We start from the raw sequence: 26,773 nt of genomic DNA, 5'->3' as shown, positions 1-26,773 counted from the left end.
GCTTTGCAGGCAGCGGTCTGCCTGCGAAACGCTCCGCGGGCAAAAAGGCCGGGCCTTGCGGCCCAGCCTTTCATGCCCGTTGCCGTTGCGATTAACGCAGCAGCGACAGCACGCTCTGCGTGGTCTGGTTGGCTTGCGCCAGCACCGAGGTACCAGCCTGTTGCAGGATCTGCGCGCGGGTCATGTTCGACACTTCCGTTGCGTAGTCAGCGTCCTGGATGCGCGAACGCGAAGCCGACAGGTTGGTCACGGTGGTGCCCAGGTTGGCGATCACGGAGTCAAAGCGGTTCTGCACGGCACCCAGCGAGCTGCGCAGGTCGTCCACCTTTTGCAGGGCGGCGTCGATCGAGGCCAGCGGGTTGCTGGTCGCACCGCGCTGCAGGGACGACACGTCGAGCTTCGAGGTGTCGATGCTGTAATTGGCGGTCGTGCCCGATGCCCCGGTCGACGTCGGGTTGGCAGCGTCGATGCCGATGTAGAAAACCTGCTCCGTGCCGGTGGCAATGTCGAAGCCGCTGGCCTTGAGAGCCGTGGATTCAGCAGCGCTACCGGCGCTGATTCGGACTTCCGCGAACCAGTTGTCATTGCCATCAACGATGGCCCTGTTCGTAAAGTTCACGCTGCCGCCGGCGATACCCAGCTTGGTGGCCAGGGTGCCGCCTGTAGCTTCGGAAACGGATGAAGTGGTCAGCGCGGTGCTCGAACCGAACACCTTCTGGAAGTCGCCGGCAGCCGCGTGCGCAGCCGTGGTCGCTACGGCGGCGCCGTTGAAGGTGTTGGCACCCTTGGCCTTCGGGCCATTGACGTTAAAGCTGGTCAGGTTCAGCGTCGAGGAGCTGATTTCTTCCAGGTCGATGGTGATCGTTTCCGAATCGTTGGCGCCAACCTGGACGGTCAGCGGCTTGGCGGCGGACGACAGCACCTTAACGCCGTTGAAGTCGGTCTGGGCCGAGGTACGGTCGATTTCCGACAGGCGTTGCTTGATTTCGTCCTGGATCGACTTCAGGTCCGAAGCCGAGTTCGAACCGTTGGCAGCCTGCACGCTCAGTTCACGGATACGTTGCAGGTTGTTGTTGACTTCGGTCAGCGCGCCTTCGGTCGTCTGAGCCAGCGAGATACCGTCGTTGGCGTTGCGCTGGGCTTGCGTCAGGCCGCGGATGTTGGCGGTGAAGCGGTTCGCAATGGCCTGGCCGGCGGCGTCGTCCTTGGCGCTGTTGATGCGCAGGCCCGACGACAGGCGCTGGATTGCCGTGTTCAGCGACGATTGCGAAGCATTCAGGTTGTTCTGAGTCATCAGAGACAACGAGTTGGTGTTAATGACTTGCGCCATGGTACGACTCCTATATGCAAAGTTTTGGGCATTCCGGCTAGTGCCGTAACGTTGGCTGCCTGCTTTGCAGGGCGTAGAGTGCCTCCGTTGCTTGGGTTATCGACCGAGCTCGGCAAAGGTTTAGAGTGATCTCTGCGATAGTTCGATGGGTGTCGACGGGCGAACGAAGGCATCCCGCCCCTTGGCGTGGGACGGCTGGAAGGGCGTGGCATGCGCGCCGGCGGCGCCAGCTTCAGCGTCGCTTGCGGGTGCGCGGTATATAGATAGGCACGAAGTCCGGCCGGGTCACCGGCGCGGGCAGTTCGGGCACGTCGGCCATGCCCGGGGTGCCGGGAGCGGCGGCCGGGGTGATCAGCGCAATGGCTTGCTTGTAGACCAGGGTGGGTTGGTTGTCGTCCAGTTGCCGGCCGAGCAGCAGCATGTAGTCGTCCGTGGCCAGGACGATGCCCTGCAGCCGCGTGCCGTTGGACAGGTGCACGACCACCGGGGCGCGGCTGTTGGAATGTGCCGCGAGTTGCTGGAACTGCGTTTGTTTGCGGCGGGTTCGCTTGGGCCCGCTTTCCTTCTTCTTCACGACGACTCCGGAAGAGCCCACAAGGGTTCTGGCGGCTGATAACGGTCCGTTGGCCGGCGGCATGGGGAGCGGCACGGCCAGGGCGGCAGGAGAAACATCCGCTCTCGGTACCGGCGGTGGGGCTGGCCGTCGGGGCCACGGTGTCGACGGGCCCGGCGCTCGGACCCCGGGGCGTCACGCAGGTGCCGGCGGTTGGCGCTGCCAGAAGAGAAGGGGAATACTTCAAGGTTGAGAGTAACAAAGTTTTACAAACCTTGACGGGCAGAGCGTCGTTCTGCAACTAGAGGCCCTGCTCTACAAAAAACCTTGCTATCTCGTACGTGGTATTGTAACAGACTTGCCATCGCACAATCCTTGCGGTGGGCGAGGGGGCGACCGCTGTCGTGCCAAGGGCTCGCGGGAAATTCGCCAACTCCTGCTAAAAGTATCCCGGTGTGGCGAAGGGGTGCAAAATACTAAAAGTGCGCAAGCAGACGCTTAGTGTCATAAGGGAATCCCCTGAAAGAAACGGGATTTACACCTCATGTAAGCGCGTTTATATTCATCACCAGAGCCGGTTGGCTCAAGCAGTCCTGGAAAGCCTACGAGCACCCCGCGCGTGGGCTTCTTTTTTTGACCCACGTCGTTTGGGCCGCGCTCTGTGGCGCTACGGTCGGAATTAACCGACCGGTCGGAATGCCCGCCGAGATTAAAAGCCGCCGCGGCTTTGCGCAATCCTCCGAATAGCGGGGGTTTTTGCCATCAATTCTCATTTCCCTTCAAGAAGTGTTCGCTGAACGCCGATAGACCGCCAGCGCTGCCGCCTGGCTGGCAGGACCGCGCTCATACGAACAAAACATATCCAGTTCAGAAGGGAGCGTTGTGATGGCATGGTTCCGAAACCTAGGCATAGGGGTTCGCCTGTCCCTGGCCTTTTTCCTGGTGGTGGTGCTGCTGGTGGGCATCGCCGTAGCGGGCGTGGCTGCCCTGGGCGGCATGAACGACGCGATGCGCATGACCGTCGAGGGCCGCCTGCTGAAGGTGCTGGACCTGAACCGGGTCAAGGAACACGCGCAAGAGGTCGGCATCATGGTGCGCGACGCCACGCTGACCGAGGACCCGGCGATGGCTGCGCAGAATGCCGAGCGCATCCAGGCGCTGCGCAAGTCGATGCAGGAAACGCTGGCCGAGATGGGCAAGGTGACGGCGGCTTCCGGCCGGCCGGACCTGCAGAAGCTCTTTGCCGACCTGGACGCGGCGCGCCAGGCCTACGACGGCCAGCTCGACATGGTGTTGCGCCAGCTCGGCGCCGGCGAGTTCGCCGGCGCGCGCGCCGCGCTGGTGGTGACGCTGCCGGCCGCGCAGGGGCCATATTTCGAACAGCTCGACCGCATCGCGGCGATGGGCCGTGCCAGCGCGGTCGAGGCGGTGAAGGAATCCGGCGCCAGCTACGCCTGGACCCGCAACCTGCTGTTGGGCATGGCGGCGGCCGCGGCGGCGCTGGCCGTGGTGCTGGGCATCGCCATCACCCGTTCGGTCACGCGGCCCGTACGGCAGGCACTGAAGGCGGCCGAGGCGCTCGCCACCGGCAACCTGCGCTACCGCGTCGCGGTGCACAGCCGCGACGAGACCGGGCGCATGCTGGCCGCGCTGGAGCGTGCATTCGGCCACCTGTCGGGGCTGGTGCAGGGGATCCAGCGCGCCTCAGGCTCGATCGAGGGCGCCACGCGCGAGATCTCGCGCGGCAATGCCGACCTGTCGCAGCGTACCGGGCAGCAGGCCGCGTCGCTGCAGCAGACCGCGGCGTCGATGGAGCAGCTGACCTCGACCGTGCGCCAGAATGCCGACAATGCGCGCCAGGCCAGCCAGCTGGCGGTCAACGCGTCGGAGGTCGCCTCCGAAGGCGGCCGCGCCGTGCGCGAGGTGGTGCAGACCATGGACAGCATCTCGAAGTCTTCGTCGCAGGTGGCGGAAATCACCGGCGTGATCGAGAGCATCGCCTTCCAGACCAATATCCTGGCGCTCAACGCGGCGGTGGAAGCCGCGCGCGCGGGGGAGCAGGGGCGCGGCTTTGCCGTGGTGGCGACCGAGGTGCGCAGCCTGGCGCAGCGTTCTTCGGCGGCGGCCAAGGAGATCGCCGAGCTGATTGGCGGCTCGGTGCGCCAGGTGCGGGAAGGCGCGCGCCAGGCCGAGGAGGCCGGCCGCACCATGGACGACATCGTCGGCGCCGTCGGGCGCGTGACGCATATCATTGGCGAGATCTCGGCGGCCAGCACCGAGCAGACCGCCGGCATCGAACAGGTCAGCCTGGCGGTGACGCAGATGGAAGGCGTGACCCAGCAGAACGCCGCGCTGGTGGAGCAGGCCGCCGCGGCCGCGCACAGCCTGCTGCACCAGGCCGACGGGCTGGTGGCCGAGGTCGGGCGTTTCGAGGTGGAGGCCGAGGCGCCGCAGGCGCCGCACGAGACGGCTGCCGCGATGGCTGCAGCCGTTCCCGCGGCTGCCCCGCGTGCCCCGCTGCGTCCCACCCCGCGCGCGAACCCGCGCACCGCTCCGCCCAGGGCCGCGGTCCCGGCGATGCCGGCCGAGCCGGCACCGGTTGCCCCGCGCGCCGCGCGGCCCGCGCCGGTACGGGCGCAGCCCGCCGCCCGGGCACCAACCGCCGCCGCGCCCGCACGCCGGCCTGCTCCGGCCGCTCCTCAATCCAGACCGCCCGCACCGCAACCCAGGCCGTCCGCTGGGCGCCCGCCGGCCGTCCCCGCCGCGAGCCGTCCGCCGGTCGAACGCAAGCCGCAAAAATCCGTGCTGCCGGCGCGGGCGCCGACCACACCGACCCGCCAGCGCCCGCCCGTCACCCACCGCCGCCAGGAGCCGGTGCTGCAAGCGGCGCCGCGCCGGCGCGCGGCACTGCCCGCCATGGCCGACGCGGGCGACTGGGAAACCTTCTGACCGGGTAGCGGCATCGGCGCCGGCACCCCAGCCAGCAACGGCTGCACGAAGCGCCTACAATAGGCGCTCTCCTTGACTCCGCAACAAGAGCAGGCCCGGCCACCGCGCAGCGCCCCCGTACCCCCAGGTACCGTTGCACCCGGCCGCGATCCCGCCGTTCGCAGGTGCCCATGACCGCCGTCTCCCCCCAGCCGCCGCAGCCTGCGGCCGCCAGCACTTCCGCTCCCGCTACCGCCTCGCCTGCGCCGGTCCCGGTCATGCAGGTGATCTTCGGCCTGATGCTGGCGATCCTGCTGGGCGCGCTGGAGCAGTCCATCGTCGCGGTGGTGCTGCCCGATATCGCGCTGCAGCTCAACGGTTTTGACAACATGGCGTGGGTGATCTCCGCCTACCTGGTGGCGTCCACGGTGACCACGCCGATCTACGGCAAGCTCTCCGACGTGCTGGGCCGGCGCTCGGTACTGTCCTTTGCCATCGTGCTGTTCCTGCTGGCCTCGGTTGCGTGCGCGCTGGCGCAGACCATGCCGCAGCTGATCCTCGCGCGCATCCTGCAGGGCCTGGGCGGCGGCGGCCTGCTGTCCGTATCGCAGGCGACCATTGCCGACGTGGTGCCGCTGCGCGAGCGCGGGCGCTACCAGGGCTATGTCAGCGGCGTGTGGGCCGTGGCCAGCATGGCGGGGCCGGTGATCGGCGGCTATCTCGCGCACTTCCTGTCATGGCGCTGGATCTTCTGGATCAACCTGCCGCTGGCGTTCCTCGCGCTCGTGACCGTGCGCCGCGCGCTGCGCCACCTGCCCGCGGGCGGGCGCCGGCACCGCATCGACTATATTGGCGCGCTGTTGTTTGGCGCGGGCCTGAGCGGCGTGCTGGTGTTCCTGACGCGGCTCGGGCAGGGGCAGTCGCCGTGGCGGCCAGACACGCTGGCGATGCTGGTCGCCGGGCTCGCCGCGCTGGTGCTCTTCATCTGGCAGGAGCGCCGCGCGGCCGACCCGGTAATCCCGCTGGCCATGCTGCGCGTGCCGACCGTGGCGATCTGCTGCATCACGCTGTTCCTGTGCTTCTTCCAGCTGATCGCGATGTCGGTGCTGCTGCCGCTGCGCTTCCAGGTGGTGGGCGGTGCGCAGGCCGATGCCGCGGCGCTGCGGCTGGTGCCGCTGACGCTGGCGATCCCGTTCGGCGCGTTCGCGTCCGGGCGGCTGATGTCGTGGAGCGGGCGCTACAAGCCGCTGCAGATGGCGGGCTCGCTGGTGGCACCGCTGGCGATCGTGGCGCTCGCCTTCGTTGACCCGCGCTCGGCGTGGCTGAGCGCGCTGGTGATGGTGGCGCTGGGCTTCGCGATCGGCCTGCAGCTGCCCAGCGGCCTGGTGGCGACGCAGAACGCGGTGCCGCTGCAGCATGTGGGCGTGGCCACCGCGCTGACGGCGTTCTCGCGCATGCTGGGCGGCGCGGTCGGCGTGGCGGTGCTGACCACGGTGCTGATCGCACTGCTGCGTCACGGCGGCATGGCGGTCACGGACCTGGGCGGCGGCGAAGACGTGCTGATGCAGATGTTCCACCGCGTGATGGCGGGCGGCCAGGCCGATGGCGATGCCGCCGCGGTGCGGCAGGCCGCCGAGCATGCCTTCCGGCTGCTGTTCCTGATGAGTGCGGGGGTATCGCTGCTGGCGCCCTTCCTGGTGGCGCGGCTGCCGGAGACGGTGCTGCGGGGCAGCCCTGGCAGCACCGCCAGCGCGGCGGCTGCCGCGGAATAGCGTAGCGGCAGTCGCGCGCTCAGCCGGCAGGGGCCCCTTCGCCGCGGGCCACGCGCCGCCGCGCGCGTGCCGCCAGGCCGGCCCCTAGCACCCAGCGCAGCGCGGGCGCCAGCACGCGCATGCCGGCCAGCGCGGCGGGGCGCCGTATCGACGGCCCGTCCAGGTCGAGTTCGTGCCGCGCCCACGGCGGCAGCAGGGCGATGCCCGCATCGGCCATGATGCGCACCGCCGGCTGCAGCAGCGGGTTGGCGACCGGCATCTTGCGCACCAGCCGCACCACCTCGCGGGTGCGCTCGCTGGCCTGCAGCTGCGGCCGCATCGCTTCCAGGTAGGCCTGCACGGCGGCGCACGAGCGCGGCACATCGGTGGCGCCCAGCATCTGCGCGATGCGCGCGACCTCGTCGTAGTAGCGGTCCTGCTCGGCCTCGCCGAGCGGTCCGACATAGCGCAGGTAGCCCGCCATAAAGCTCGACACCTCGGCCACGTGCACCCATGTCAGCAGCGCCGGGTCGGAGGCCGCATAGTGCCGCCCGTCCGGCGCCACGCCCACCACGCCGGCATGGATGCGCCGCACGCGCTGGATCAACGCCATGGCATCGGCACGGCTGCCGTAGGTGGTGCCGGCGATGAATTGCGCAGTGCGCCCCAGGCGCCCCTGCATGTCGGTGCGAAAGCTCGAGTGGTCCCACACGCCGGCCAGCGCCAGCGGATGCAGCGTCTGCAGCAGCAGCGCGCTGACGCCGCCGGCGAGCATCGAAGGGAAGTCCGCATGCACGCGCCAGCAGACCGCGTCCGGGCCGAACAGGCCGGGGTCGCCGGGCGGGTTGTCATAGTCGAGGCTCAGGCCGGAGTTGCTGCGCGTGAGCGCGCGCACGTGCGCGCCGGCACGCCCGCGCAGCTTTGCGGAGAGATGGTCTAGCGGGCCGCGCGGGCGCTGCGGAGGGCGACCGGTGGCGGGGTCGGTAAAGCTGGACAAGAGCGGTGGCGCTGCAAGGAGGATGTCACGGCCAGCATACACGGGATGCGGCCGGCGTGCGCAGGCCGTGCCGCAGAGGCGGCTGCACAAAAAGGGCCGGAGTTCCCTCGCGGGAGTTCCGGCCTGTCAATTTCCGGCGTATGCCCCTGCGGCAACACCGCATGTTGCTGCCGCACATACCCGGATAGCTGCCTGTTGTCGTCAGCTACTGGGGCTGGTTGACCGGCTTACGGCTGGCGTTGTCCGCCCTGACCGCTTTGCTGGCCACCCTGCTGGCCGCTTTGCTGACCGCTGCGTTGATCGCCTTGCTGGCCCGGTTGCGAGCTGCCGCGATCCTGCTGTTGCTGTTGATCCTGCTTGCGATCCTGGTTACCCATCTGACCGCCGCCTTGTTGTTTATCTGGCTGCTGTTGGCCGCCGCGTTGGCCCGTCTGCGACTGTTCCTGTTGCTTCTGGCCCGACTGCGATTGACCCGGCTGTTGCTGCTGTCCCATTGCTAGTCTCCTTGGCGCGGCGAACTGCCGCATAGCTGTCTCGCAATCACCATGCCAAGCACGACAGCGCCGCCGCGCCGCGCGTTCCGAACCATGGCAGGCCGCATGGATCGGATAAGGCACTGCGGCAGGTAGCCCGCTTTTACAACAGGTGGCCCGATTTACACACGCGGAGCGTCGTAAAGCATGCGTGGCGGCCTAAGGTCACGCGGGTACGGAGCTTGCACAAAAATGCCTTACCAGTGGTTCGTGCGGCGTGCGAGTCATGCGTTGCGGCGAACGCACTGGGAACCCGTACAGGAGAAAGCCATGCGAATTCCCCGAACCTCCGCGCGCACCTTGCGGATGGCATGCGTGTCCGCAGCGCTGGCGGCGGCTGCCGGCAGCGCGCTGGCACTCGACAAGAGCGGCCTGATCTTCGTTGCGGCGGACAATGCGCCCGCGGCGCCCGTCAACTCCGCGCCGGGCATGCCCGGACGCGCCGATCCCGATCGCAGCGCCGCTCCGGACGAGGGCGCCGACAAGGCCAAGCAGGCGGTCGAGGACGGTGCCATCACTACCAAGATCAAGACCAAGCTGCTGGCGACCAAGGACCTGAAGTCCACCGGCATCCATGTGAAGACGACCAACGGCAAGGTCGATGTGACCGGCACGGTGCCCAGCAAGCAGCAGCACGACATGGCGCTGGACGCGATCCGCGGTGTGGAGGGTGTGTCGTCGGTGAATGACAACTTGAAGGTGTCGGTGCGGTGAGGGGGCAGGGGGCGCGTCAAAGCGCGCGTCGAGCTGGATAAAACCGAAGGCCCCGCTTGGTGTGGTTCTTAGCTAGACCACCCCTCACCCCGGTCCCTCTCCCCATGAGGACCATGAGGGGAGAGGGAGAACACCTTGCTTAGGCACGCTCGGGCGGCTTTGGCGCACTCAAAACCGATCTCCTCTTCCGCGTCGGAGTTCGGAGTTCGTTGGCACTACGCCGCCTGCTTCCTCCGCGCGGTGCCGGTACTCTTGCGCGCCGCCGGCGCGCGTTTCGCCGGCGCATGCTTGGTGGCCGTGCCGGCACGCTTTGCCGGCGCCGCAGCCCGTTTGGCCGTCGTCTGTTTCTTCGCCGCCGCATGGCGCGCGGGCGCCTTGCGGCGCGTGCGGCCTTCGCTCCCGGTCTCCTCTTCGGCGTCCTCGGCTTCGGCCTTTGCCCGTTCCTTGCCGCGCGCCGGCTCTTCCTCCGCCTTGCCGCGGTGATCCAGGCTCTTGCGCAGCAGTGCCACCATGTCGATGACCTTGGCTCCCTGGCGCGGCGTCTCTTCCTCTTCGGCAGGCTGCGTCAGCTGGTGGGTGTTGCCGGATTCGATCTTTTCCTCGATGCGCGCCATCAGGTCGTCGCGGTAGGTGTCGCGGTACTGCTCGGGTTCCCAGTCCTGGCTCATGTCCTCGACCAGCTTGGTCGCCATCTCGACCTCGCGCGCGTGCGCGCCGGTGGCCTTGCCCTTTGCCGCCTTGGGCAAGTGTAGTTCGGATATCGGCAGCACTTCGTCGGCGAAGCGCATGGTGTTGAGCACCAGCGCATCGTCATGCACCAGCAGCGCGGCCAGGTGCTGCCGCGCGCGCAACACCACCAGCGCCAGCGCGGCGCGGCCGGTGCGGCGCATGGTCGCGAGCAGCAGTGCGTAGCCGCGCTCGCCGCGCTTGTCGGGCTCAAGGTAGTACGGCGTGTCGAAGTAATAGGGCGGAATGCTTTCCGCGTCGACAAAGCTGACGATATCCACCGTCTGCGTGGCCTCGACATTGGCCTGGCGGAAATCCTCGTCGTTGAGCAGCACGTACTCGTCCTTGGCGTACTGGTAGCCCTTGACGATATGTTCCTTGTCGACCGGCTTGCCGGTGCTCTTGTTGATGCGCTGGTATCCCACCGGCGCCATGTCGCGCACGTCCAGCAGGTCCAGGTCGAGCGTCTGGTTGCGCGACGCGGGCCGCAGCACGACAGGAATGTTGACGAGGCCAAAGGTGATGGCGCCTTTCCAGATGATGCGGGACACTTGACGGCTCCTTTGCGCTAAGCGCGCGGGGGCGCGCTGGCACTGCTTGCACGTTGCGGCGGCGGAGGCGGCGTATCCCCGGGCGGCGGGTCGGCCACGGGTTCGGGTTCGGGGATGCCCGGGGGGTGCTCCGGCGGCGGGCTTTCAGGCTTGCGCGTCGGGATGTCGGGTTCAGGCGTGGTATGCACGGAGGCTCCTTGTTGCGGGTTGGTTCGGTTGCGGCCGCTACGCGCGTTCGCTGCCAAGTGCATCCAGCAGTCGCGTGAGCGCCTCCAGGTCGGCCGGCTTGACCAGGTGCTGGTCGAAGCCCGCTTCCAGCGCGCGGCGGCGGTCTTCGGGCTGCCCGAAGCCGGTCAGCGCGACCAGCGTGGCACCGCGCATCTCGGGCAGCGCGCGCAGGCGGCGCGCGGTCTCGAAGCCGTCCATGGCGGGCATGCCCAGATCGAGCAGCACCACCTCCGGCCGTACAGCGGGCGCGCGCGCCAGTGCGCTGGGGCCATCGGGGGCGGTCACCACGGTATGGCCGAGGGTCTGCAGCGTCATGGTCATGGCCTCGAGCGCATCGACGTTGTCGTCGACCACCATGATCCGGCGCGGCACGCCGCTGCGCGGCGCGGCCTTGCCGGTGCCGGGATGCCACTTCTGCCAGGGCTCCACCGGCAGCGTCACCGTGAAGGTGCTGCCCTGTCCGGCGCCGGGGCTGTGGGCGCGAATCACGCCGCCATGCAGGCGCACCAGCTTCTGCACCAGCGTCAGCCCGATGCCGGGCCCTTCATGGGGGAAGGCGCCGTGCGCAGGCTCGGGGGGCGCGCCGTCTTCAGGCGGCGCCAGCGGATCGAACAGCTGCCGCTGCAGCGCCTCGGACAGGCCGGTGCCGTTGTCGCGCACGTTGACGATCACGTGGCCCGCGTCGTCGAGCGTGGCATCCACTGTGATCTGTCCGCCCGCGGGCGTGTAGGCCGCGGCGTTGTGCAGCAGGTTGCTGAAGATCTGCGTAAGCCGCACCAGGTCGCCGCGCACCGGCAGTGGCTGCTCGGGCAGCGACAGGCGCAGCGTATGGCGGTAGGCGTCCAGCACCGGACGCACCGCTTCCACCGCCGTATTGAGCGCGGTGCGCAGCTCCACCAGGTCCTGGCGCAGCGTGATGCGGCCCTGGTTGAAGCGCGAGATATCGAGCAGTTCGTCCACCAGCCGCGTCAGGTGGTGCAGCTGGCGGCCGATGACGTCGCGCGCGCGGAACATGTCCTCGCGCGATGGCGACAGCTGCTGCAGCAGGTCCGCGGCGCTGCGTAGCGGTGCCAGCGGGTTGCGCAGTTCATGCGCGAGCATCGCCAGGAAGCGGTCCTTGCGCCGTTCCTCGTCGCGCAGCGCGCGCTCGGCGCGGTTGTGCAGCGTCACGTCCTGGCAGGTGCCGGCGATGCGCAGCGGCGGGCTGTCTTCGGCGCCTGCGGTTTCAGCGTCCTTGCTGGCGCCGCGCACGGGGAAAGCGCGCGCGCGGATTTCGCGCAGTTCGCCGCCCGGGCGTGTCAGCTGGAACTCGATATCCATGCGCCCATCGCGCAGCATGCGTTCGAACGCGGCTTCCACGCGCGCACGGTCGGCGGGCACCAGGCGGTCGAGGCAGCGGCGCGGATCTTCCATCAGCTGCTCGGCGGAATGGCCCCACAGCGCCGCGAACGAGCGGCTGACAAAGAGCAGGCGCTTTTGCACCGGGTCCAGGATCCAGACCACGTCCGCCATCGATTCGGCCAGCTGGCGGAACATGTCTTCATTCTCGTGCAGCGCCTGCGAGGTGCGGTGGTAGGCATCCTCGGCGCCGCGCAACCGCAGCAAGGCCTGGATGCTCGACTGCACTTCCTCGGGCTCGGCGGGTTCGACCAGGTAGCCGTCGGCGCCGCAGTTCAGCGCCTCGACCCGCTGGCGCGACTGCGCCAACCCGGACGAGGTCAGCAGCACCAGCGTGCGTGCGGTGTGCGGGTCCTCCTTGAGCAGCCGGCACACGTCCAGCCCGCTGATATCGGGCAGGCGTGCGGACAGTAACACCAGCGCCGGCGCATGCTGGCGGACCAGTGATAGCGCGGAATGGCCGGTGGCGGCTTCGATCACGGAGAACTCGCCGCCGCGGTGCAGGATGCGGCTCTTGACGTAGCGCGGCCCCTCGCGGTCGTCGACGTTGAGGATAAGGGGCGCGGGGTTGGGGGTGTGCGGAGTCATGGCGTCACGCAACCGTGCGCCGGCGCGCCGGTCGAGAAGCCAGCGGGGGCGCCGGCATGGCCGCGCCGCACCAGGTCGATGTGTAAAACTGCGCCGGCCGGCTCTGGCCGTTTGCAATTGTTGCCCCACTGGTGCGCCTGCTGGTTGTCGTAATTACATGCGTACAGAAGTGATCCATCATCGTTCCCCCTTGGCGTCGGCATGGTCGCGGTCTTCACTGAGGCCGTCATGCGTGGCAGTGGCAAGAGGCGTGCCGGGCAGGCGGCGCGTTGGCCGCTTTGCCGTCATCATTGCCACGAAGCTGGCCGGTGCCTGCCTCGCTCACTTGCGCGCGGCTTCGCCACTGTGGGCTTCCGCGCTGGGCGAGGTGCCGCCATGCGGGCCAGCCGTGCCCGGCGCCTCGGCGGCCTTCTGCGGGACTTTGCCGGGTTCGGTCGTGGCCCCCGCGCTGCTGCCCTTGCCGAAACGCGCAGCCAGCTGGTCCTGGACGCGCCCCAGCGCATCGGCCTGGAGCTTGGCAGCTTCTGCCTCCTTGGCCTTCTTGGCCTCGGCTGCCTGCTGCTGCTCCGGCGTGGGGGCGGGCAGGCGTGCATGCAGCGGGCCGGCCGCGAACGACAGCATCGCGCAGGACACCAGCAGCCGGTGCAGCGCGCGGCAGCCACGCGGCGCGGCGGTATCAGGTGCGCCGGCGGCGCGTATCTTCCGGGGAATAGCAAGTCGGCGCATCGCGGTGTCCTCCTGTGTTTGCTGAGTCGTCGGGCACTGCAGGCAGTGCCGCGACGTGCCCGTCGCGGGCGTGCTCATGGGGCGTGATCACGGAGGGAACGTGGCAAGAAATGTGCCGCTCGATGTTGGCGCCGCCAGTTGCGCCGGGCGCCGCGGCCCGCGCCAGTGTCGCTAGCGCACGTGGCCGAGCCTTGCCGCGGCCCGCGTGATGGCCTGCCGCGTGCCAGCGTAGTCCGCCCAGGGGTCGTCCGCTTCCAGCGCTTCCAGCCTTGGCTCGACGTTGGCGACGGTCCATTGCGCCGAGCCTTCCAGCGCGTCGAGTTCTTCCCACGACACCGGAATCGACACGCCCAGCCCTGGCCGCGCGCGTGCGGAAAACGCCGCTGCCGTGGTGGCGCCGACACCATTGCGCAGGTAATCGATGAAAATCTTGCCCACGCGGTTGCGCGCGCCGCTCTTGGCAACGAAGCGCTGCGGGATGGTCGCGGCGACGTGGCGCACCACGTCATGGGCAAAGCCCTTGACCTCGTCCCAGCCCGCGCGCGGCGTGACCGGCACCACCACATGCAGGCCCTTGCCGCCGCTGGTCTTCAGGAAGCTGGCCAGGCCCAGCTCGTCGAGCAGCGCCTTCATCAGCGCGGCGGCCTCCTGCATATGCGACCATGCCACGCCTTCGCCCGGGTCCAGGTCGAAGATGATGCGGTTGGGCCGGTCGATGCTGCGCTTGCTGGCGTTCCAGGTATGGAACTCCACCACGTTGAGCTGCGCGGCCGCGACCAGCGCCTGTTCCGAGACGATTTCCAGCAGCGCTGGATGCCCCGGCCACAGCCCGGGATCGAGCACGTTGATGCCGTCCACGCGCAGCGTGTCGCCATGCCGCTGGAAGAACTGCTCGCCGCCCACGCCCGAGGGCGCGCGCACCATCGCGATCGGGCGCCCGCGCAGGTGCGGCAGCATCAGTGCAGCGGCGCGCTCGTAGTAGCGCACCAGGTCGCCTTTGGTCAGGCCCGAGGCGGTGTCGATCACGCGCCCGGCATTGCTGATGGCAACCTTGCCGCCGGCGGCGGTGGGGCGCTTTGCCGCCGCGCCTGATTTCGCTTTTGCTCCGGTTCCTGTCTTCGTGCTGTCGGCCCTGGCAGTCTCCTTTACGGTCTTTGCCGCGGCCTTGCCCTTCGCGGCAGCCTCGGCCGGGCGTTCCACCGACACCGCGCTCGCGGGTTTGTCGCTGCGCAGCCCATGGAAGACGGCATGGCGCACGCGGCCTTCGCGCGTCCAGCTGCCGAACGACACCTCGGCCACCAGGTTCGGCCGCACCCAGTGGCCCTTGACGCCGGCGGGTACCGTGTCGAACGGCGGGTCATCGGCGCGCAGCGCGTCCAGCTGCTTGCGCAACACGCCGAGCATGCGCGTGTCGAAGCCGGTGCCGACGTTGCCGGCGTAGCGCAGCCGCCCGCCGCTGTCATGTACGCCGAGCAGCAACGAGCCGATGCCTTCGCGGCTGCCCTTGGGGTCGGTGAAGCCCGCCACCACGAATTCCTGGCGCAGCGTGCATTTGAGCTTGATCCACGTGTTGCTGCGCGCGCTCACATATCTGGAATCCGCGCGCTTGCCGATCACGCCTTCCAGCTTCATGCGGCAGGCGGCATCGAGCATCTCTTCGGGGCTCGCTTCAAAGTCCTCGCTGAACCGCAGCCGCGCCGAGGTGTTGTGCTCGAAGATCCGCCGCAGCAGCGCGCGCCGCGCCACCAGCGGCACCTTGCGCAGGTCATGGCCGGCAAAGTACGGCAGGTCGAACGCGAAGTACTGGATCGCCTCCACCCGCGATGTGTCGAAGGCGTTCTGCAGCGCCTGGAAGTCGGTCTCGCCATGCTTGCCGATCACCACGATTTCGCCGTCGAGCCAGCCGTCGGGCAGTCCCAGCGCGCCGACGTCGCGCGCCAGCGCGCGCAACCTGGCGGTCCAGTCATGGCCCTGGCGCGTGAACAGGCGCACGTCCTTGCCGTCGATGCGCGCCAGCAGCCGGTAGCCGTCGAACTTGATCTCGTAGCGCCAGGCCTGGGAAGCGGACGGGGGGTTTTCCACCAGCGTGGCCAGCTGCGGCGCCAGCGCCAGGGGCAGTGCCGCGCGCGCGGCCCCGTGCGGGGGCTTCAGGGCCTTCACTGAGGTGCCTGCCGGTGCGGCCTCCGCGTCGTCAGGGTTCTGCGCGCGCTTTGCCTTTCCCGTGGTGGGGGAGCGCTTTGCCGGGGCCTTGCGTTCGGTGCCACCCAGCACGCTGTCAGGCATGGCCTCGACCACATCGAACTCCGACGCCGGCACCGCGGCTTCGTCGCGTTCCTTGATCAGCAGCCAGGCGTCCTGTTCGCCCTGCGCCTTCTGCCGGCTGCCGTGCATGCGCACCAGCGTCCAGTGCCCATGCAGCTTCTCGCCGCGCAGCTCGAACTTCAGCTTGCCGGCGCGATACCCGGCTTCGGCGTCGCCCACCGGCACCCAGCTGCCGCGGTCCCAGACGATCACCGTGCCGGCGCCATAGTGGCCGGCGGGGATCACGCCCTCGAAGCCGGCGTACTCCATCGGATGGTCTTCGACATGGACGGCCATGCGCTTGTCGGCGGGGTCCAGGCTGGGGCCCTTGGGCACCGCCCAGCTCTTCAGCGTGCCGCCCAGTTCCAGGCGGAAGTCATAGTGCAGTCGCCGCGCGGCATGCTTCTGGATCACGAAAGACAGCTCGCCGGCGCGCTTGCGTGGCGCGGGCCGGGCGCGCGCCGCGGCGGCGCCGGGCTCGGGCGTGGCGCCGAAGTCGCGCATGCGACGGTATTTGTCGAGCGCGGCGGGCGCCGTGCCGGCGGTGCGCTTGCGCGCGGGGGCCGCTGCCTTGGTAGCGGACTTGGTAGCGGACTTGGTCGGGGTCCTGGTTGGGGACTTCGCTGCCGCCTTGCGCGCAGCCGCACGCGGCGCCTTGGCGGCGGCAGTACCCGCGCGCTTGCCGGTGCGCTTTGCCGGGGTGCGGCCTTCACCTGGATCCTGCCGCGTCGTCTTGGCCATGGCTGTCGCCGGTTGCAGGGGAATGCATCCAGCTTAGGCAGCACATGGCCTTGCCGAAATCGGCGCCCGTCCTACAGGCGCCGTGGGCTGGGGACGCGGTATGTGGTTCTTACCGGGCGTTGTAATTCTGCGGCACCCGTCTCGCGACGTTATCCGCGCCCGTACCGGTGCGCCTTGGCGCACCGGACGGGAATACTCCTTGCGACTAGCTAGAGGCATGCCCGGCGCCGTGCCGGGGCCATCCGAGGAGGAAGCGGCAGATGAAACCAACCCTGAAAAAGATCGGCTCACAGGTCATTGTGCTGACCGGCGCCAGCAGCGGCGTGGGCCTGGTCACCGCGCGCAAGGCAGCGCAGCAGGGCGCGCGCCTGGTGCTGGTGGCGCGCAGCGAGGATTCGCTGCACCAGCTGGCGGAAGAACTGCGCGAGCATGGCGCCGAAGTCATTACCGTGGCGGCCGACGTGGGCAAGCATGAAGATGTCGCGCGGGTGGCGCAGACGGCCATCGAGCGTTTCGGCGGCTTCGATACCTGGGTCAACAACGCCGGCGTGACCATCTTCGGGCGCCACTGCGATGTGCCGCTGGAAGACCAGCGCCGGCTGTTCGACACCAACTACTGGGGCACCGTGCACGGCTCGCTGGCCGCGGCGGCGCACCTGCGCGAGTGCGGCGGCGCCATCATCAACATGGGCAGCGAGGCATCGGATGGCCCGTTGCCGCTGCAAAGCGCCTACGCGGCCTCGCAGCATGCGATCAAGGGCTTTACCGATTCGCTGCGAGTGGAGCTGGAACAGGAGCAGGCGCCCGTCAGCGTGACGCTGATCAAGCCGGCCGGGCTGGAAACGCCGCTCGCGCGGCATGCCAAGAATTTCCTCGATGTCGAGCCGCGTCTGCCGCCGCCGCTGTATGACCCGGCGCTGGCCGCCGACGCGATCCTGTTCGCGGCCGAGAACCCGCGCCGCGACCTGTTCGTCGGCGCCGCCGCCAAGGCCTTCTCGGCGGCGGCCTACCACGCGCCGCATACCTTCGACCGCTTTATGCGCCGCTTTATCGGCCGGGCCCAGCAGACCCGCCACCCGGCCGGGCCGCTCGAGGACAATGCGCTCTACGGGAGCGGCAGCGGGCTGCAGGAGCGCGGCGGCACGCAAGGTGCGCTGCACTCGTGCCCGTACACCACCACGGCGCGGTACCCGATGCTGACGACCGCGCTGGTGGTCGGCGCCTCGGCCGCGCTGGCCGCAATGGTCCAGTTGCGGCGTTCGCGCTAGGTGCCATGCTGCCCCGCGTGCGGAGCCGTTCCACGCGGGGCTTTCGCCCCTTTGATGCCTGTGCTCCCCCGAAAGGGTGCGGCGAGGCCTGGTGAAGCCAGAACGGGTGGCGCATGGGCCGCGAGCGCCTATCATTGACACGGATGCCCGCCAAATGGCGGGCATTTGGCCCTGCGCCGCGCGGTTCCGGCCGGGACTTGCCGATTTCCATCTCCACCTATGCAGAAGGTGCGCTCATGGCCGAGCCGCAAACGGCAAAAGGTGTCCGCGCGTCACCCGTTGGCGAACCAGGGGGCGCCATGGCGGGCCATCCCACGCAGCAGCAGGCCATCCAATACGGGCGCCTGCTCGATGCCGTGCAAGACTGCGCCGTGTTCGAGACCGATGCGGACGGCCGCATCGCGCTATGGCCCGAGGTCGCGCGCAAGGTGTTCGGCTACAGCGCCGACGAGATCCTCGGCCGCCACTTTTCCTGCCTGCACCGCCCCGATGACATTGCCGCCGGCCTGCCGCAGCAATTGCAGTGCATGGCCGCGCAAACCGGCAGTGCACGCGACCAGGGCTGGCGCGTGCGCCGCGACGGCAGCCTGTTGCAGGCGGACTGCATGATGCTGGCGATCGGCGCGGAGATGCCGGGCATGCCGTCGCCGAACGGGGATGCAGCCACGGCCGCGTCCAGCGGTTTCGTGGTGTCCTGCCGCGACATCACCGTGCAGCAGGCTGCCACCGAACACGCCGCGCTGGCCGAGTCGCGCCTGCGCCTGCTGGCCGATAGCCTGCCCGGCACCGCGATCTGCGAACTGGACCTCGACGGCACCATCCGCAGCTGGAATGTCGGTGCGCAGGCACTCTCCGGCTATGCCGAAGCCGACGCCGTGGGCCAGCCGCTGGCGCTGCTCTACACCCGCCAGGACGCTGCCGCGGGGCGCCACCGGGTGGCACTGGATGCCGCCCGCGCCTGCGGGCAGTGGGCGGGCGACGAGCGCGTGGCGCGCAAGGACGGCACCATCGTGCGCTGCCAGGCGCGCATCGTGCTGGTGCGCGACGCCGGCGGCTGTCCCAACGGCCTGCTGTGGACCGCGCGCGACCTCAGCGACGCGCTGCGGCTGGAGGTGCTCGAGACCGGCAACCGCCGGCTGCAGTCGTTCCTGGCCATCCTCGCGCATGAACTGCGCAACCCGCTCGCGCCGGTGCGCAACGCGGTGGAGGTGATTGCGCTGACGCCCACCGCCGATACCCGCATCCGTCACTGCGCCGAGATCATCGACCGGCAGCTGCACCAGCTCGAGCGGCTGGTCAACGACCTGCTCGACGTCGGCCGCGTGACCGCGGGCAAGATGAAGATGGAGTTGACGCCGACCTCGTACAACGATGTCGTGACCGCCAGCCTCGACGCGATCCGGCCCATGCTGGACGCCGCCGGCCAGCAACTGGTCGTGGAACTGCCGGCTACCTCGCCCTATGTGCGCGCCGACGCGGCGCGGCTGGGGCAGGTGCTGCTCAACCTGCTCAGCAACGCCACCAAGTACACGCCGTGCGGCGGCACCGTCAGCGTGCGCGTGAGCGTGGAGCCGGCGCGCGTGGTCACGGCCGTGTCCGACACCGGGCGGGGCCTGCCGCTCGCGGCGATGGACCGCATCTTCAACCTGTTCTCGCAGGAGGCCGAGGCCGGCAGCCGCAGCGGGCTGGGCATCGGGCTGGCATTGGCCAAGGCGGTAGTGGAAGCGCATGGCGGCGCGATCCAGGCCGACAGCGCCGGCGCCGGCAAGGGCAGCACCTTTACCGTGATCCTGCCCCGCGTCACCGGCCGCGCGCGCGAGGCGGACGCGCGGCCGCCGGGAACGGTGCCGCGCAGGCGCGTGCTGGTGGTGGACGACAACGCGGATTCGGCCGACAGCATGGCTGAGTTGCTGTCCCTGCTCGGCCACGAGGCGCGCGCGGCCCACGGCGGCCAGCAGGCGCTGGCCGTGGCTGGCGAATTCCGCCCCGACTGCGTGCTGCTCGACCTGGAGATGCCCGACATGTCGGGCTATGAGGTCCTGCAGGCGATGCGCCAGGCGGGCGCGGACCGCGGCGTGCAGTTCCTGGCGCTGACCGGGCGCGGCACCGCCGAGGAGCAGCGACGCAGCCAGCTGGCGGGCTTTCATGCGCACCTGACCAAGCCACTGGCGCTCGATGCCTTGTCGCACGCGCTGGCGCAGCCAGCGGGCAAGGGCCAGCCGCCGGACCAGTCCTAGAGCGAGCGGTAAGCGTCCAGCCGGTTGTATAGCGTCTTCAGGCTGATGCCGAGCGCGCGCGCGGCCTGGCGCTTGTCGCCGTCAAAGCGCGCCAGCGTGGCCATGATGATCTCGCGCTGGGTGTCGGCCAGCGTGGTGCCCACGCGCACGTTGACCACTCCGTCGACGGTGGTCGGGCGCGGTGGCTGCGTGGCCAGGTTGGGGTTGCCGATTTCCACCACCTTGTCGGCCAGGATAAAGGCGCGGTAGACCGCGTTCTTCAGCTCGCGCACATTGCCAGGCCAGTCGTAGCGCACCAGCCGGTCCAGCGACGCGGCCGAGAACGCCTTGTCGGTGTGCTCCATGGCGTTGTACTCAGCCAGGAAATGGCGCGCCAGCGGCACGATATCGTCCAGGCGCTCGCGCAGCGGCGGAATATGCAAGGGGAACACGGCCAGCCGGTACAGCAGGTCCTCGCGCAGGTGGCCTGAGCGCACGGCCTCGACCGGATCGCGGTTGGTGGCCGCCAGGATGCGCACATCGGTGACGATCATCGTGTCGCCGCCGACGCGGTGGAAGGTGCGCCCCTCCAGCACCCGCAGCAGCTTGATTTGCATCTCCAGGGGCATCTCGGTGACTTCATCGAGAAACAGCGTGCCGCCCTGGGCCTGCTCGAAGTAGCCGGCCTTCTGCTCGATCGCACCGGTGAAGCCGCCTTTTTCATGTCCGAACAGTTCGGATTCGATGATCGTGGGCTGGATCGCGCCGCAATTGACGGCGATAAAGGGACCCTTGCGGCGCGCGCTACGCTCGTGCACGGCCCGCGCCACCACTTCCTTGCCAGAGCCGCTTTCCCCTACGGCGAGCATGGTGACGTCGGTGGGCGCAACGCGCTCGATCTGCGCCAGCAAGCGCCGCATCGCGGGCGCGGTGCTCTCCCACAGCAGCGTCACCTGCGACGGCACCGCCCGGCGCGGCGCGGGCTCTCCCCCGGACGCGCTGCCCGGGTGGCTGGAATGGGAGGCGGCGTTGCTGCGCCGCGGTGTGCTGGCAGTCACTGTCACGGTCACTGGCGCCTCGGAGGCCTCGCAGCGGGGCGAGTCAAGTCATGGGAAGGTGGGAACTTCCTATGCTAGCCTTTGCCACGGGGGCTTGCCAGACGTGCGTGAACAGGCGCGGAAAGTTCCGACAGCCGTGTCAGACGGACACCGGCAACGACCGTGCCTGCCCGCGCTTAGACTTGCAATACGCAGTGCAGAACCCCCGGTGCAGTGCCAGTGTCGTCGCCTGTACCTGCCGCCGAGCCACGCCTCGCATGGAGCGTGCCGGCGGATCGTTCCCGTTGCCCCCGGCCGGAGCCAGCCCAAAAGCTACCGCCGCAATGCACGGAGAGCCAGGCGCGCGCAGGGTTGCGCTCAGGACTCTATTAGGTCTCACTGACGGATCGTATGCCCCACATCCTGATTGTCGATGACGATGAAAACGCCTGCGCCGCGCTGGCCGAGATCGTGGCCATGGAAGGCTTCAGTTCCGCCACCGCAGGCACCTTGCGTGAAGCCCGGCTGCAGATCGGCTGGCGCATGCCCGACGCGATCGTCGCGGACCTGCGCCTGCCCGACGGCAACGGCATGGAACTGTTCGACGAGGTCGGCGCGTCCGGCGTCGAGGTGATCCTCACCACCGGCTACGCCAGCGTGGAAAGCGCCGTGGAGGCGCTGCGCGCCGGCGCCACCGACTACCTCGTCAAGCCCATCAACGTGGCGCGGTTGCAGACCGTGCTCAAGCGCCTTGCCACCACCGGCGAGCTGCGCGCCGAGATCCATTCGCTGCGCGGCGAACTGCGCCGCTATGGCCGCTTCGGCCGGCTGATGGGCAGCTCCGAAGTGATGCAGGTAGTCTATGACCAACTCGCGCGCGTGGCGCCCACCGAGGCCACCGTGCTGCTGATCGGCGAAAGCGGTACCGGCAAGGAGCTGGCCGCGCAGACCGTGCACGAGCTTTCGTCGCGCCGGCGCCAGCCGTTCCTGGCGGTCAACTGCGGCGCGATCTCGCCCACGCTGATCGAAAGCGAGATGTTCGGCCACGAGCGTGGCAGCTTTACCGGCGCGGACCGCCAGCACAAGGGCTATTTCGAGCGCGCCGACGGCGGCACGCTGTTCCTCGATGAAATCACCGAGATGCCGGCCGAGTTGCAGGTCAAGCTGCTGCGCGTGCTGGAAACCGGCACCTTCATGCGCGTGGGCACAAACCGTGAATGCCACTCCGACGTGCGCGTGCTGGCCGCCACCAACCGCAACCCGGAAGAAGCGGTGGCGGACGGCAAGCTGCGCGCCGACCTGTTCCACCGCCTGAACGTGTTCCCAGTTGAGCTGCCGCCGCTGCGCGCGCGCGGCGACGACGTGCTCCAGATCGCCAACCTGATGCTGGACCAGCTCAATGCCGAACAGGGCACGCAACGCCGCTTCGCGCCGAATGTGCTGGAGAGCCTGCGCCTGCACGCCTGGCCGGGCAATGTGCGCGAACTGCGCAACTTCGTGCAGCGGGCCTTCATCATGGCCGACGACGACCTGATCACCGAAGTGCAGGTGCCGCTGCAGGTGGCGGCCACGCAGGCGCCGGGCGCGGCGGTGGTGTCGGTGCCGGTGGGCATGTCGCTGGCCGACGCTGACCGGCAGCTGATCTTCGCCACGCTGGAGCAGTGCGCCGGCGTGAAGAAGCACGCGGCCGAGATCCTGGGCATCAGCCTGAAGACTTTGTACAACCGGCTGGAAGATTATGCCGCCCGTGGCGAATTGCCGGAGTGGTTGCGCGCCTCGCGCAACGACAACGGTTCGTCCGCCACCGGGTGACGGCGTGCGTGCCGGCAAGCGGTTGCGGCGGTTCGCGTCCCGTGGTGGCCTACGGTGCCCCCGTGCCGCACGCTTCTTGCTTCAGCCAAAGTAGCCAACCAGGCCGACACGATGATGCTTGAGCAACCGCCGCAATCCGGCACGCCGGACGTCTCTGACCGTCCTCCCCTGCATGGCGCTGGCCATGCAGGAGCGCGCAGCGATGCCACCGCCTCGCTGGACGGGCTGGCCGTGCAAAGCGTGCAGGAAGTGAGCGCGCTGATCGAGCAGTCGGCGCACGACTTGCGTTCTTCCCTCAATGCCATCCAGAGCTGGGCCTACGTGCTGGACCGCGCCTTCGATACTGCACCCGCGCCGGCGCAGCGCGCGCTGGACGGCATTCGCGCCGGCATGCAGCAACAGCTCGCGCTGATCGAGGAAATGGAAGAAGGGGTGCGGCTGCTCGCCGACGAGGCGGTGCCGCGCTGGCAGCAGGTCGACCTGCTCGAAGCCGTGGCCCAGGCCATTGCCGATCGCCGCGCGGCGGCGGAGGCGCGCGGGGTGCTGCTGTCGCCGGTGACCACCGACGGCGCCGGTGATTCCGCCTACGTCATCGACGCCGACGCGGCGCGCCTGGCGCCGCTGCTGCGGCACCTGCTGGTGCACTGCATCTGGCGCGCCCCGGCCGGCGGCACGATCGCCGTACAAATTGCCGGCGAGCCCGACCACGTCAGGCTGCGCATCACCGAAAGCCCGCCGCTGGACCAGCAGCGCAGCGCCAGCCGGCTGGCCGCACTGACCGACTTCTTTGGCCGCCGGCCCCCGGCGGCGGATGGCGCCCCACCGGCGCGGCAAAGTACCGCACTGCTGCTGACCCGCCGCATGGTGGAACTGCATGGCGCCGTGCTGAGCGCGGAAAGCGATGGCTGCGACAGCGACAAGATCAGCGTCTGCATCGCGGTCCGGTTCCCGCGGCATGTGCGCGGAGGGTGAGCGGTCGCGCGCGGCGCGATGACGGCCTCAATGTGCGTTCATAACGCTTCCATGGCGATGTAGTTTTTACAGGCGTGCGGTGCGCGCTACGCGTACCGCTTGCCAGAGCGCGGCGCGCCCGCCGCAGCCTGACCGCAGCCCCACGGCAACATGGCGGCCCCCACGGCAGGCCCTGCCTCCGCTCCCGCCCGCATGTGCCATCCGCCTGGCATCTGGCCCGCGCCTTGCATGGGTAAGTTACTCAACCAAGGAGGGACCAACCATGCCCAAAGCCAGCCGCCCATCCGAGAAGGCCGCGCAGGTTGCCCGCAAGTCGTCCGGCGCGAAGTCCGACATGAAGTCCGACAAGGCGCAGGCCGCCCGCAGCTCGCGCGCTTCGGCTGCTTCCGCAGGCAAGGCCGGCAAGAGCGGCGCGGCGATGAAGGCCGCAAAGCCTGCCGCAAAGCCCGCAGCCAAGGCCGTGGCAAAGCCGGCCGCGAAGCCTGCGGCGAAGTCAGCCGCTAAGGCAGCCGCCAAGCCTTCCGCCAAGCCTGCCGCCAAGGCAAGTGCCAGGCCGTCAGCGAAGCCTGCCGCCAAGCCGGCCGCGAAGACCGGCAAGTCCGCCATGGCCAGTCCTGGCGCACGCGCCGGCCGTGCCGAAACCGGCAAGGTCGCCAAGGCCGGTGACAAGCCGCGCAAGGAAGGCAAGACCTACCAAGCTGCCGTCGACGATTCCCTGGAGATGACTTTCCCCGCCAGCGACCCGATCTCGCCAAGCGCGGCCATGCATGCCGAGAAGAAGACGCAGACCGCGCGCGACGATGTCGACTGGAAGCTCAAGCGCGGCAGCGAACAGCAGCCCGCAGGTGCCAAGCCAGCCGGTCAGCGCAAGGGCTCGACCGGCCGCCGCTGAGAGCGAGCACGTCAGCCACCTTTAGTCCATGCGCGGCAGCGCGGCGCCACCGGCGCTGCGCTGCGGCCCGAACCCATCGGATGAACGAAAAGGAGCCAGCATGTCCGCCATCATTGCAGGTCGCTTCGACAGCTTTTCCGCCGCAGAAACCATAGCCAGCCGGTTGAAGGCGCACGGGTTTGCGGACAAGGACCTCAACCTGTTCTACGTCAACCCGCCGGGACAACACGCGGCCTATCCGCTGGGCGGCGACCACGCCGCCGATGCAGGCGCGCGCAAGTCGGGCATCGGTGCCATCGCCGGCGTGCTGATCGGCGCCGCGGTGGGCGCGGCACTGGGCGCAGCGCTGATTTCCGCGGTGTCGGCCGCGCCGCCGCTGTCGATCCTGGTGATGGTGTTTGCCGTTGGCCTCGGTGCCTACCTGGGGTCGCTGGCCGGCGCGCTGGCGCTCGCGCGCAACGTGCGGCGCGACCCGCTGACCGGGCAGCCGGCGGTGCGCAACGCCGGCGTGGTGCTGGCCGCGCATGTGGCCCGCGGGAACCCGGCCGCGGTGGCGGACCTGCTGCGCCAGGGCGGCGCCAAGGACGTGGAGCGCGCCGATGGCCGCTGGGTCGACGGCCGCTGGGCAGACTTCGATCCGACCGTGCCGCCGGTGCCGGCGGAAAACCCGAGAACGCGCGAATACAGCTAGCGCAGTGCGGGCGCGGGCGATGCCAGCGCCGGCGTCCTTCCATCCCAAGGCATAAACGGAGGTGTCCATGAATCCAGTCCAACCTGAATCCCCGGGCGAACAGCCGCGCGGCGCATCGATCGTCGGCGGCATCGACCGCAATTCCCCGGGTCCCGGCCCGTTCGTGATGGCCGCCGATACGCTCGAGGGCAACAAGGTGGTTGACCCCGCGGGCGACGATATCGGCACCATCGACCACATCATGATCGACGTGCTGGGCGGACGCGTGGCCTACGCAGTGATGGCCATGGGCGGCTTCCTCGGCATCGGCGAGAAGCTGTTCGCCCTGCCGTGGTCGGCGCTGACGCTGGACACGCGGCGCAAGTGTTTCGTGCTCGGCGTCGAGAAGGACCGGCTCAAGGCCGCGCCGGGGTTCGACAAGGACCACTGGCCGAGCATGGCCGACTCGCAGTGGGCCACCAGCATCCACCAGTACTACGGGATTTCGCCGTATTGGGAAGCGGATCGCTACGATCCATGGGAAGACCGCAAGTAGCTTATGCGGTCATCCGGGGGGAGGCCCGGCGCCGGCATGGATCCGGCGCCGGGCCTTTTCTTTTTTTTCACACCTTATGGTGGACCTGCCCCGACGGTTTGCGCGCGGGATCCGCGTTCATGCCGCTGTGCTGCGGCTGCCCCTTTGGCTCGGGCGCGGGCTGGCGGCGCAGCGACAGTTCGTTATGTACCCCGAGCACGCCCGCGCTGACCGCTGCGGCCTTCTCGATGCGCTGCGCGACCCCGACGTCGTCCACGCAGCCGCGCACGGTCACGCGGCGATCCACCACGTCGAGCGTGACGCCTTCAGGAAAGCGGCCAGCGAAGGCCGCGGCAATCTCGGCGCGTATGGCCACGCGCAGGGCTTCGTCATCGGCGGCTGAGGAGGCGTTGCGGTTCATCATTGCTCCTTTGCTGGAATCGAACATCTGAAGGCGTACCCCGCCTTCGCTGCGTAGCCTGTGACCGGCGCAAGAAGCATTCCCGCCAACGCGCCGTCGCGCATGCGAGCGTTTCCACTCCGCACACCGGTGGCGTCGGCAAGATTTATCACCCGATGTAGAAAGGAAAGTCGCGCCGCAGCCCGGACAACGCCAACGGCGGTACAAGTGCAGCGCGCGTTGTAGGACTGCGCCCGCTGCACTTTGGCACCGCGCTCCATACAATGAAATCAGCATGCCGCCGCGTGGCGGTTCAATGTCGGGAGCGCAACGATGAGCAAGACCAGTCCAATCCTGCCGGGCATTGGCCATCAGCCCAATTCCGGCAAACATGCCCGCATGCTGCATGTGTTCGACCGCTTCGCCGGTGCCGCCACGCGCCAGGCGGGCTCGCCCACCGCGTTCGTGCTGGCCGTTGGCGTGGTGGTGGCCTGGGGCATTACCGGGCCGATTTTCGGCTATTCCGAGACCTGGCAGCTCGTTATCAATACCGGCACCACCATCGTCACCTTCCTGATGGTGTTCCTGATCCAGCAGAGCCAGAACAAGGACGCGGTCGCGGTTCACCTGAAGCTCAACGAACTGCTGGCCTCGCATCGCGAAGCCAGCAACATGCTGGTGTCGATCGAAGACCTGGACGAAGAGGAACTGCGCCAGCTGGTCAATTTCTATCGCCACCTGGCCGAGCTGGCCGACAAGGAGGACGGTATCAAGTGCAGCCATTCGCTGGACGAGGCGCGCGAGAACCACGCGGCCAAGCTGCAGGCGCGCGCGTCGCGCCGCGGGCCTGCACAGGATGAGCCAGTGCGGGCGGATACCGGTTCTACCGCCGCGGTCAGCCCCTAG

Annotated in this window: 21 protein-coding genes; 12 read left to right on the top strand and 9 right to left on the bottom strand. The window is 69.0% G+C overall.

Features of this window, described 5'->3' with window-relative positions; genetic code table 11:
* Positions 1-91 precede the first annotated feature (91 nt).
* Together ABNX08_RS31195 and ABNX08_RS31190 are read right to left on the bottom strand one after the other, a co-directional pair.
* Positions 92-1,330: a flagellin FliC gene (locus tag ABNX08_RS31195; RefSeq protein ID WP_022539657.1), complete on the bottom strand. Its 1,239-nt coding sequence runs from the start codon at positions 1,328-1,330 to the stop codon at positions 92-94.
* A 232-nt stretch (positions 1,331-1,562) separates the two neighbouring features.
* Positions 1,563-1,904, bottom strand: a complete 342-nt coding sequence (locus ABNX08_RS31190; protein WP_022539656.1) for an RNA chaperone Hfq — start codon at positions 1,902-1,904, stop codon at positions 1,563-1,565.
* Positions 1,905-2,768: 864 nt separating this feature from the next.
* Here ABNX08_RS31190 and ABNX08_RS31185 point away from each other — a divergent pair.
* Together ABNX08_RS31185 and ABNX08_RS31180 are read left to right on the top strand one after the other, a co-directional pair.
* The gene (locus ABNX08_RS31185) at positions 2,769-4,832 is read left to right on the top strand and encodes a methyl-accepting chemotaxis protein (RefSeq protein WP_022539655.1); all 2,064 of its coding nucleotides are present in this window, start codon (positions 2,769-2,771) and stop codon (positions 4,830-4,832) included.
* Positions 4,833-5,002: 170 nt separating this feature from the next.
* Entirely contained in the window at positions 5,003-6,583 is a 1,581-nt protein-coding gene (locus ABNX08_RS31180) for an MDR family MFS transporter (protein ID WP_022539654.1), read from the top strand.
* A gap of 19 nt (positions 6,584-6,602) precedes the next feature.
* On the opposite strand, the gene ABNX08_RS31175 is transcribed toward ABNX08_RS31180, so the two are convergent.
* A complete protein-coding gene (locus ABNX08_RS31175) occupies positions 6,603-7,559 on the bottom strand; it encodes an oxygenase MpaB family protein (RefSeq protein ID WP_041681859.1) in 957 nt (318 codons plus the stop codon).
* A 239-nt stretch (positions 7,560-7,798) separates the two neighbouring features.
* Between ABNX08_RS31175 and ABNX08_RS31170 the strand changes: the two genes are divergently transcribed.
* A complete protein-coding gene (locus ABNX08_RS31170) occupies positions 7,799-8,059 on the top strand; it encodes a hypothetical protein (protein WP_349607272.1) in 261 nt (86 codons plus the stop codon).
* Positions 8,060-8,362: 303 nt separating this feature from the next.
* Positions 8,363-8,806, top strand: a complete 444-nt coding sequence (locus ABNX08_RS31165) for a BON domain-containing protein (RefSeq protein WP_041681858.1) — start codon at positions 8,363-8,365, stop codon at positions 8,804-8,806.
* Between the two features lie 215 nt (positions 8,807-9,021).
* On the opposite strand, the gene ABNX08_RS31160 is transcribed toward ABNX08_RS31165, so the two are convergent.
* The 4 genes from ABNX08_RS31160 to ligD form a co-directional block, all read right to left on the bottom strand.
* Positions 9,022-10,083 (bottom strand): Ku protein, encoded by a 1,062-nt coding sequence (locus ABNX08_RS31160; protein WP_022539650.1) that lies wholly within the window; start codon positions 10,081-10,083, stop codon positions 9,022-9,024.
* Between the two features lie 225 nt (positions 10,084-10,308).
* Entirely contained in the window at positions 10,309-12,297 is a 1,989-nt protein-coding gene (locus ABNX08_RS31155; protein ID WP_022539649.1) for a response regulator, read from the bottom strand.
* A 321-nt stretch (positions 12,298-12,618) separates the two neighbouring features.
* Complete coding sequence (locus tag ABNX08_RS31150; protein ID WP_022539648.1) at positions 12,619-13,023, bottom strand: hypothetical protein; 405 nt, start codon at positions 13,021-13,023, stop codon at positions 12,619-12,621.
* 171 nt (positions 13,024-13,194) lie between these two features.
* Positions 13,195-16,065, bottom strand: a complete 2,871-nt coding sequence (gene ligD, locus ABNX08_RS31145) for a DNA ligase D (protein WP_022539647.1) — start codon at positions 16,063-16,065, stop codon at positions 13,195-13,197.
* Between the two features lie 260 nt (positions 16,066-16,325).
* Here ligD and ABNX08_RS31140 point away from each other — a divergent pair, with 260 nt between their 5' ends.
* Together ABNX08_RS31140 and ABNX08_RS31135 are read left to right on the top strand one after the other, a co-directional pair.
* Positions 16,326-17,333 (top strand): SDR family oxidoreductase, encoded by a 1,008-nt coding sequence (locus tag ABNX08_RS31140; protein WP_022539646.1) that lies wholly within the window; start codon positions 16,326-16,328, stop codon positions 17,331-17,333.
* Positions 17,334-17,569: 236 nt separating this feature from the next.
* The gene (locus ABNX08_RS31135; protein WP_022539645.1) at positions 17,570-19,570 is read left to right on the top strand and encodes an ATP-binding protein; all 2,001 of its coding nucleotides are present in this window, start codon (positions 17,570-17,572) and stop codon (positions 19,568-19,570) included.
* Here ABNX08_RS31135 and ABNX08_RS31130 read toward each other — a convergent pair.
* Positions 19,567-20,613 carry a sigma-54 dependent transcriptional regulator gene (locus tag ABNX08_RS31130; protein WP_041682238.1) on the bottom strand — a complete coding sequence of 349 codons (1,047 nt, stop codon included), beginning with the start codon at positions 20,611-20,613 and terminating at the stop codon, positions 19,567-19,569. The two genes, ABNX08_RS31135 and ABNX08_RS31130, sit on opposite strands and share 4 nt — an antisense overlap.
* A gap of 384 nt (positions 20,614-20,997) precedes the next feature.
* Between ABNX08_RS31130 and ABNX08_RS31125 the strand changes: the two genes are divergently transcribed.
* From ABNX08_RS31125 to ABNX08_RS31105, 5 genes are all read left to right on the top strand, one after another.
* Complete coding sequence (locus ABNX08_RS31125) at positions 20,998-22,398, top strand: sigma-54 dependent transcriptional regulator (protein ID WP_022539643.1); 1,401 nt, start codon at positions 20,998-21,000, stop codon at positions 22,396-22,398.
* Positions 22,399-22,512: 114 nt separating this feature from the next.
* The gene (locus tag ABNX08_RS31120) at positions 22,513-23,370 is read left to right on the top strand and encodes a sensor histidine kinase (RefSeq protein WP_349607282.1); all 858 of its coding nucleotides are present in this window, start codon (positions 22,513-22,515) and stop codon (positions 23,368-23,370) included.
* 262 nt (positions 23,371-23,632) lie between these two features.
* The gene (locus ABNX08_RS31115) at positions 23,633-24,262 is read left to right on the top strand and encodes a hypothetical protein (RefSeq protein WP_022539641.1); all 630 of its coding nucleotides are present in this window, start codon (positions 23,633-23,635) and stop codon (positions 24,260-24,262) included.
* A gap of 100 nt (positions 24,263-24,362) precedes the next feature.
* Positions 24,363-24,953: a hypothetical protein gene (locus tag ABNX08_RS31110; protein ID WP_022539639.1), complete on the top strand. Its 591-nt coding sequence runs from the start codon at positions 24,363-24,365 to the stop codon at positions 24,951-24,953.
* Between the two features lie 67 nt (positions 24,954-25,020).
* A complete protein-coding gene (locus ABNX08_RS31105) occupies positions 25,021-25,488 on the top strand; it encodes a PRC-barrel domain-containing protein (RefSeq protein ID WP_022539638.1) in 468 nt (155 codons plus the stop codon).
* A 67-nt stretch (positions 25,489-25,555) separates the two neighbouring features.
* Here the strand turns inward: ABNX08_RS31105 and ABNX08_RS31100 are convergent, their stop codons facing one another.
* Positions 25,556-25,891, bottom strand: coding sequence for a BON domain-containing protein (locus tag ABNX08_RS31100; RefSeq protein ID WP_022539637.1), 336 nt, complete (start codon positions 25,889-25,891; stop codon positions 25,556-25,558).
* 309 nt (positions 25,892-26,200) lie between these two features.
* Between ABNX08_RS31100 and ABNX08_RS31095 the strand changes: the two genes are divergently transcribed.
* The gene (locus ABNX08_RS31095) at positions 26,201-26,773 is read left to right on the top strand and encodes a low affinity iron permease family protein (protein WP_022539636.1); all 573 of its coding nucleotides are present in this window, start codon (positions 26,201-26,203) and stop codon (positions 26,771-26,773) included.

Source organism: Cupriavidus sp. DF5525, from assembly GCF_040149425.2.
GTDB classification, from domain to species: Bacteria; Pseudomonadota; Gammaproteobacteria; order Burkholderiales; family Burkholderiaceae; genus Cupriavidus; species Cupriavidus pickettii_A.
The sequence above is the reverse complement of the archived record's forward strand: the minus strand, read 5'-3'. Positions and strand labels throughout refer to the sequence as shown.

Excerpts from the sequence above, each read along its gene's own strand:
- ABNX08_RS31195 (WP_022539657.1), bottom strand. The coding sequence starts at position 1,330 with ATGGCGCAAGTCATTAACACCAACTCGTTGTCTCTGATGACTCAGAAC.
- ABNX08_RS31185 (WP_022539655.1), top strand. The coding sequence starts at position 2,769 with ATGGCATGGTTCCGAAACCTAGGCATAGGGGTTCGCCTGTCCCTGGCC.
- ABNX08_RS31180 (WP_022539654.1), top strand. The coding sequence starts at position 5,003 with ATGACCGCCGTCTCCCCCCAGCCGCCGCAGCCTGCGGCCGCCAGCACT.
- ABNX08_RS31165 (WP_041681858.1), top strand. The coding sequence starts at position 8,363 with ATGCGAATTCCCCGAACCTCCGCGCGCACCTTGCGGATGGCATGCGTG.
- ABNX08_RS31155 (WP_022539649.1), bottom strand. The coding sequence starts at position 12,297 with ATGACTCCGCACACCCCCAACCCCGCGCCCCTTATCCTCAACGTCGAC.
- ABNX08_RS31150 (WP_022539648.1), bottom strand. The coding sequence starts at position 13,023 with ATGCGCCGACTTGCTATTCCCCGGAAGATACGCGCCGCCGGCGCACCT.
- ligD (WP_022539647.1), bottom strand. The coding sequence starts at position 16,065 with ATGGCCAAGACGACGCGGCAGGATCCAGGTGAAGGCCGCACCCCGGCA.
- ABNX08_RS31140 (WP_022539646.1), top strand. The coding sequence starts at position 16,326 with ATGAAACCAACCCTGAAAAAGATCGGCTCACAGGTCATTGTGCTGACC.
- ABNX08_RS31135 (WP_022539645.1), top strand. The coding sequence starts at position 17,570 with ATGGCCGAGCCGCAAACGGCAAAAGGTGTCCGCGCGTCACCCGTTGGC.
- ABNX08_RS31125 (WP_022539643.1), top strand. The coding sequence starts at position 20,998 with ATGCCCCACATCCTGATTGTCGATGACGATGAAAACGCCTGCGCCGCG.
- ABNX08_RS31120 (WP_349607282.1), top strand. The coding sequence starts at position 22,513 with ATGCTTGAGCAACCGCCGCAATCCGGCACGCCGGACGTCTCTGACCGT.
- ABNX08_RS31115 (WP_022539641.1), top strand. The coding sequence starts at position 23,633 with ATGCCCAAAGCCAGCCGCCCATCCGAGAAGGCCGCGCAGGTTGCCCGC.
- ABNX08_RS31110 (WP_022539639.1), top strand. The coding sequence starts at position 24,363 with ATGTCCGCCATCATTGCAGGTCGCTTCGACAGCTTTTCCGCCGCAGAA.
- ABNX08_RS31105 (WP_022539638.1), top strand. The coding sequence starts at position 25,021 with ATGAATCCAGTCCAACCTGAATCCCCGGGCGAACAGCCGCGCGGCGCA.
- ABNX08_RS31100 (WP_022539637.1), bottom strand. The coding sequence starts at position 25,891 with ATGATGAACCGCAACGCCTCCTCAGCCGCCGATGACGAAGCCCTGCGC.
- ABNX08_RS31095 (WP_022539636.1), top strand. The coding sequence starts at position 26,201 with ATGAGCAAGACCAGTCCAATCCTGCCGGGCATTGGCCATCAGCCCAAT.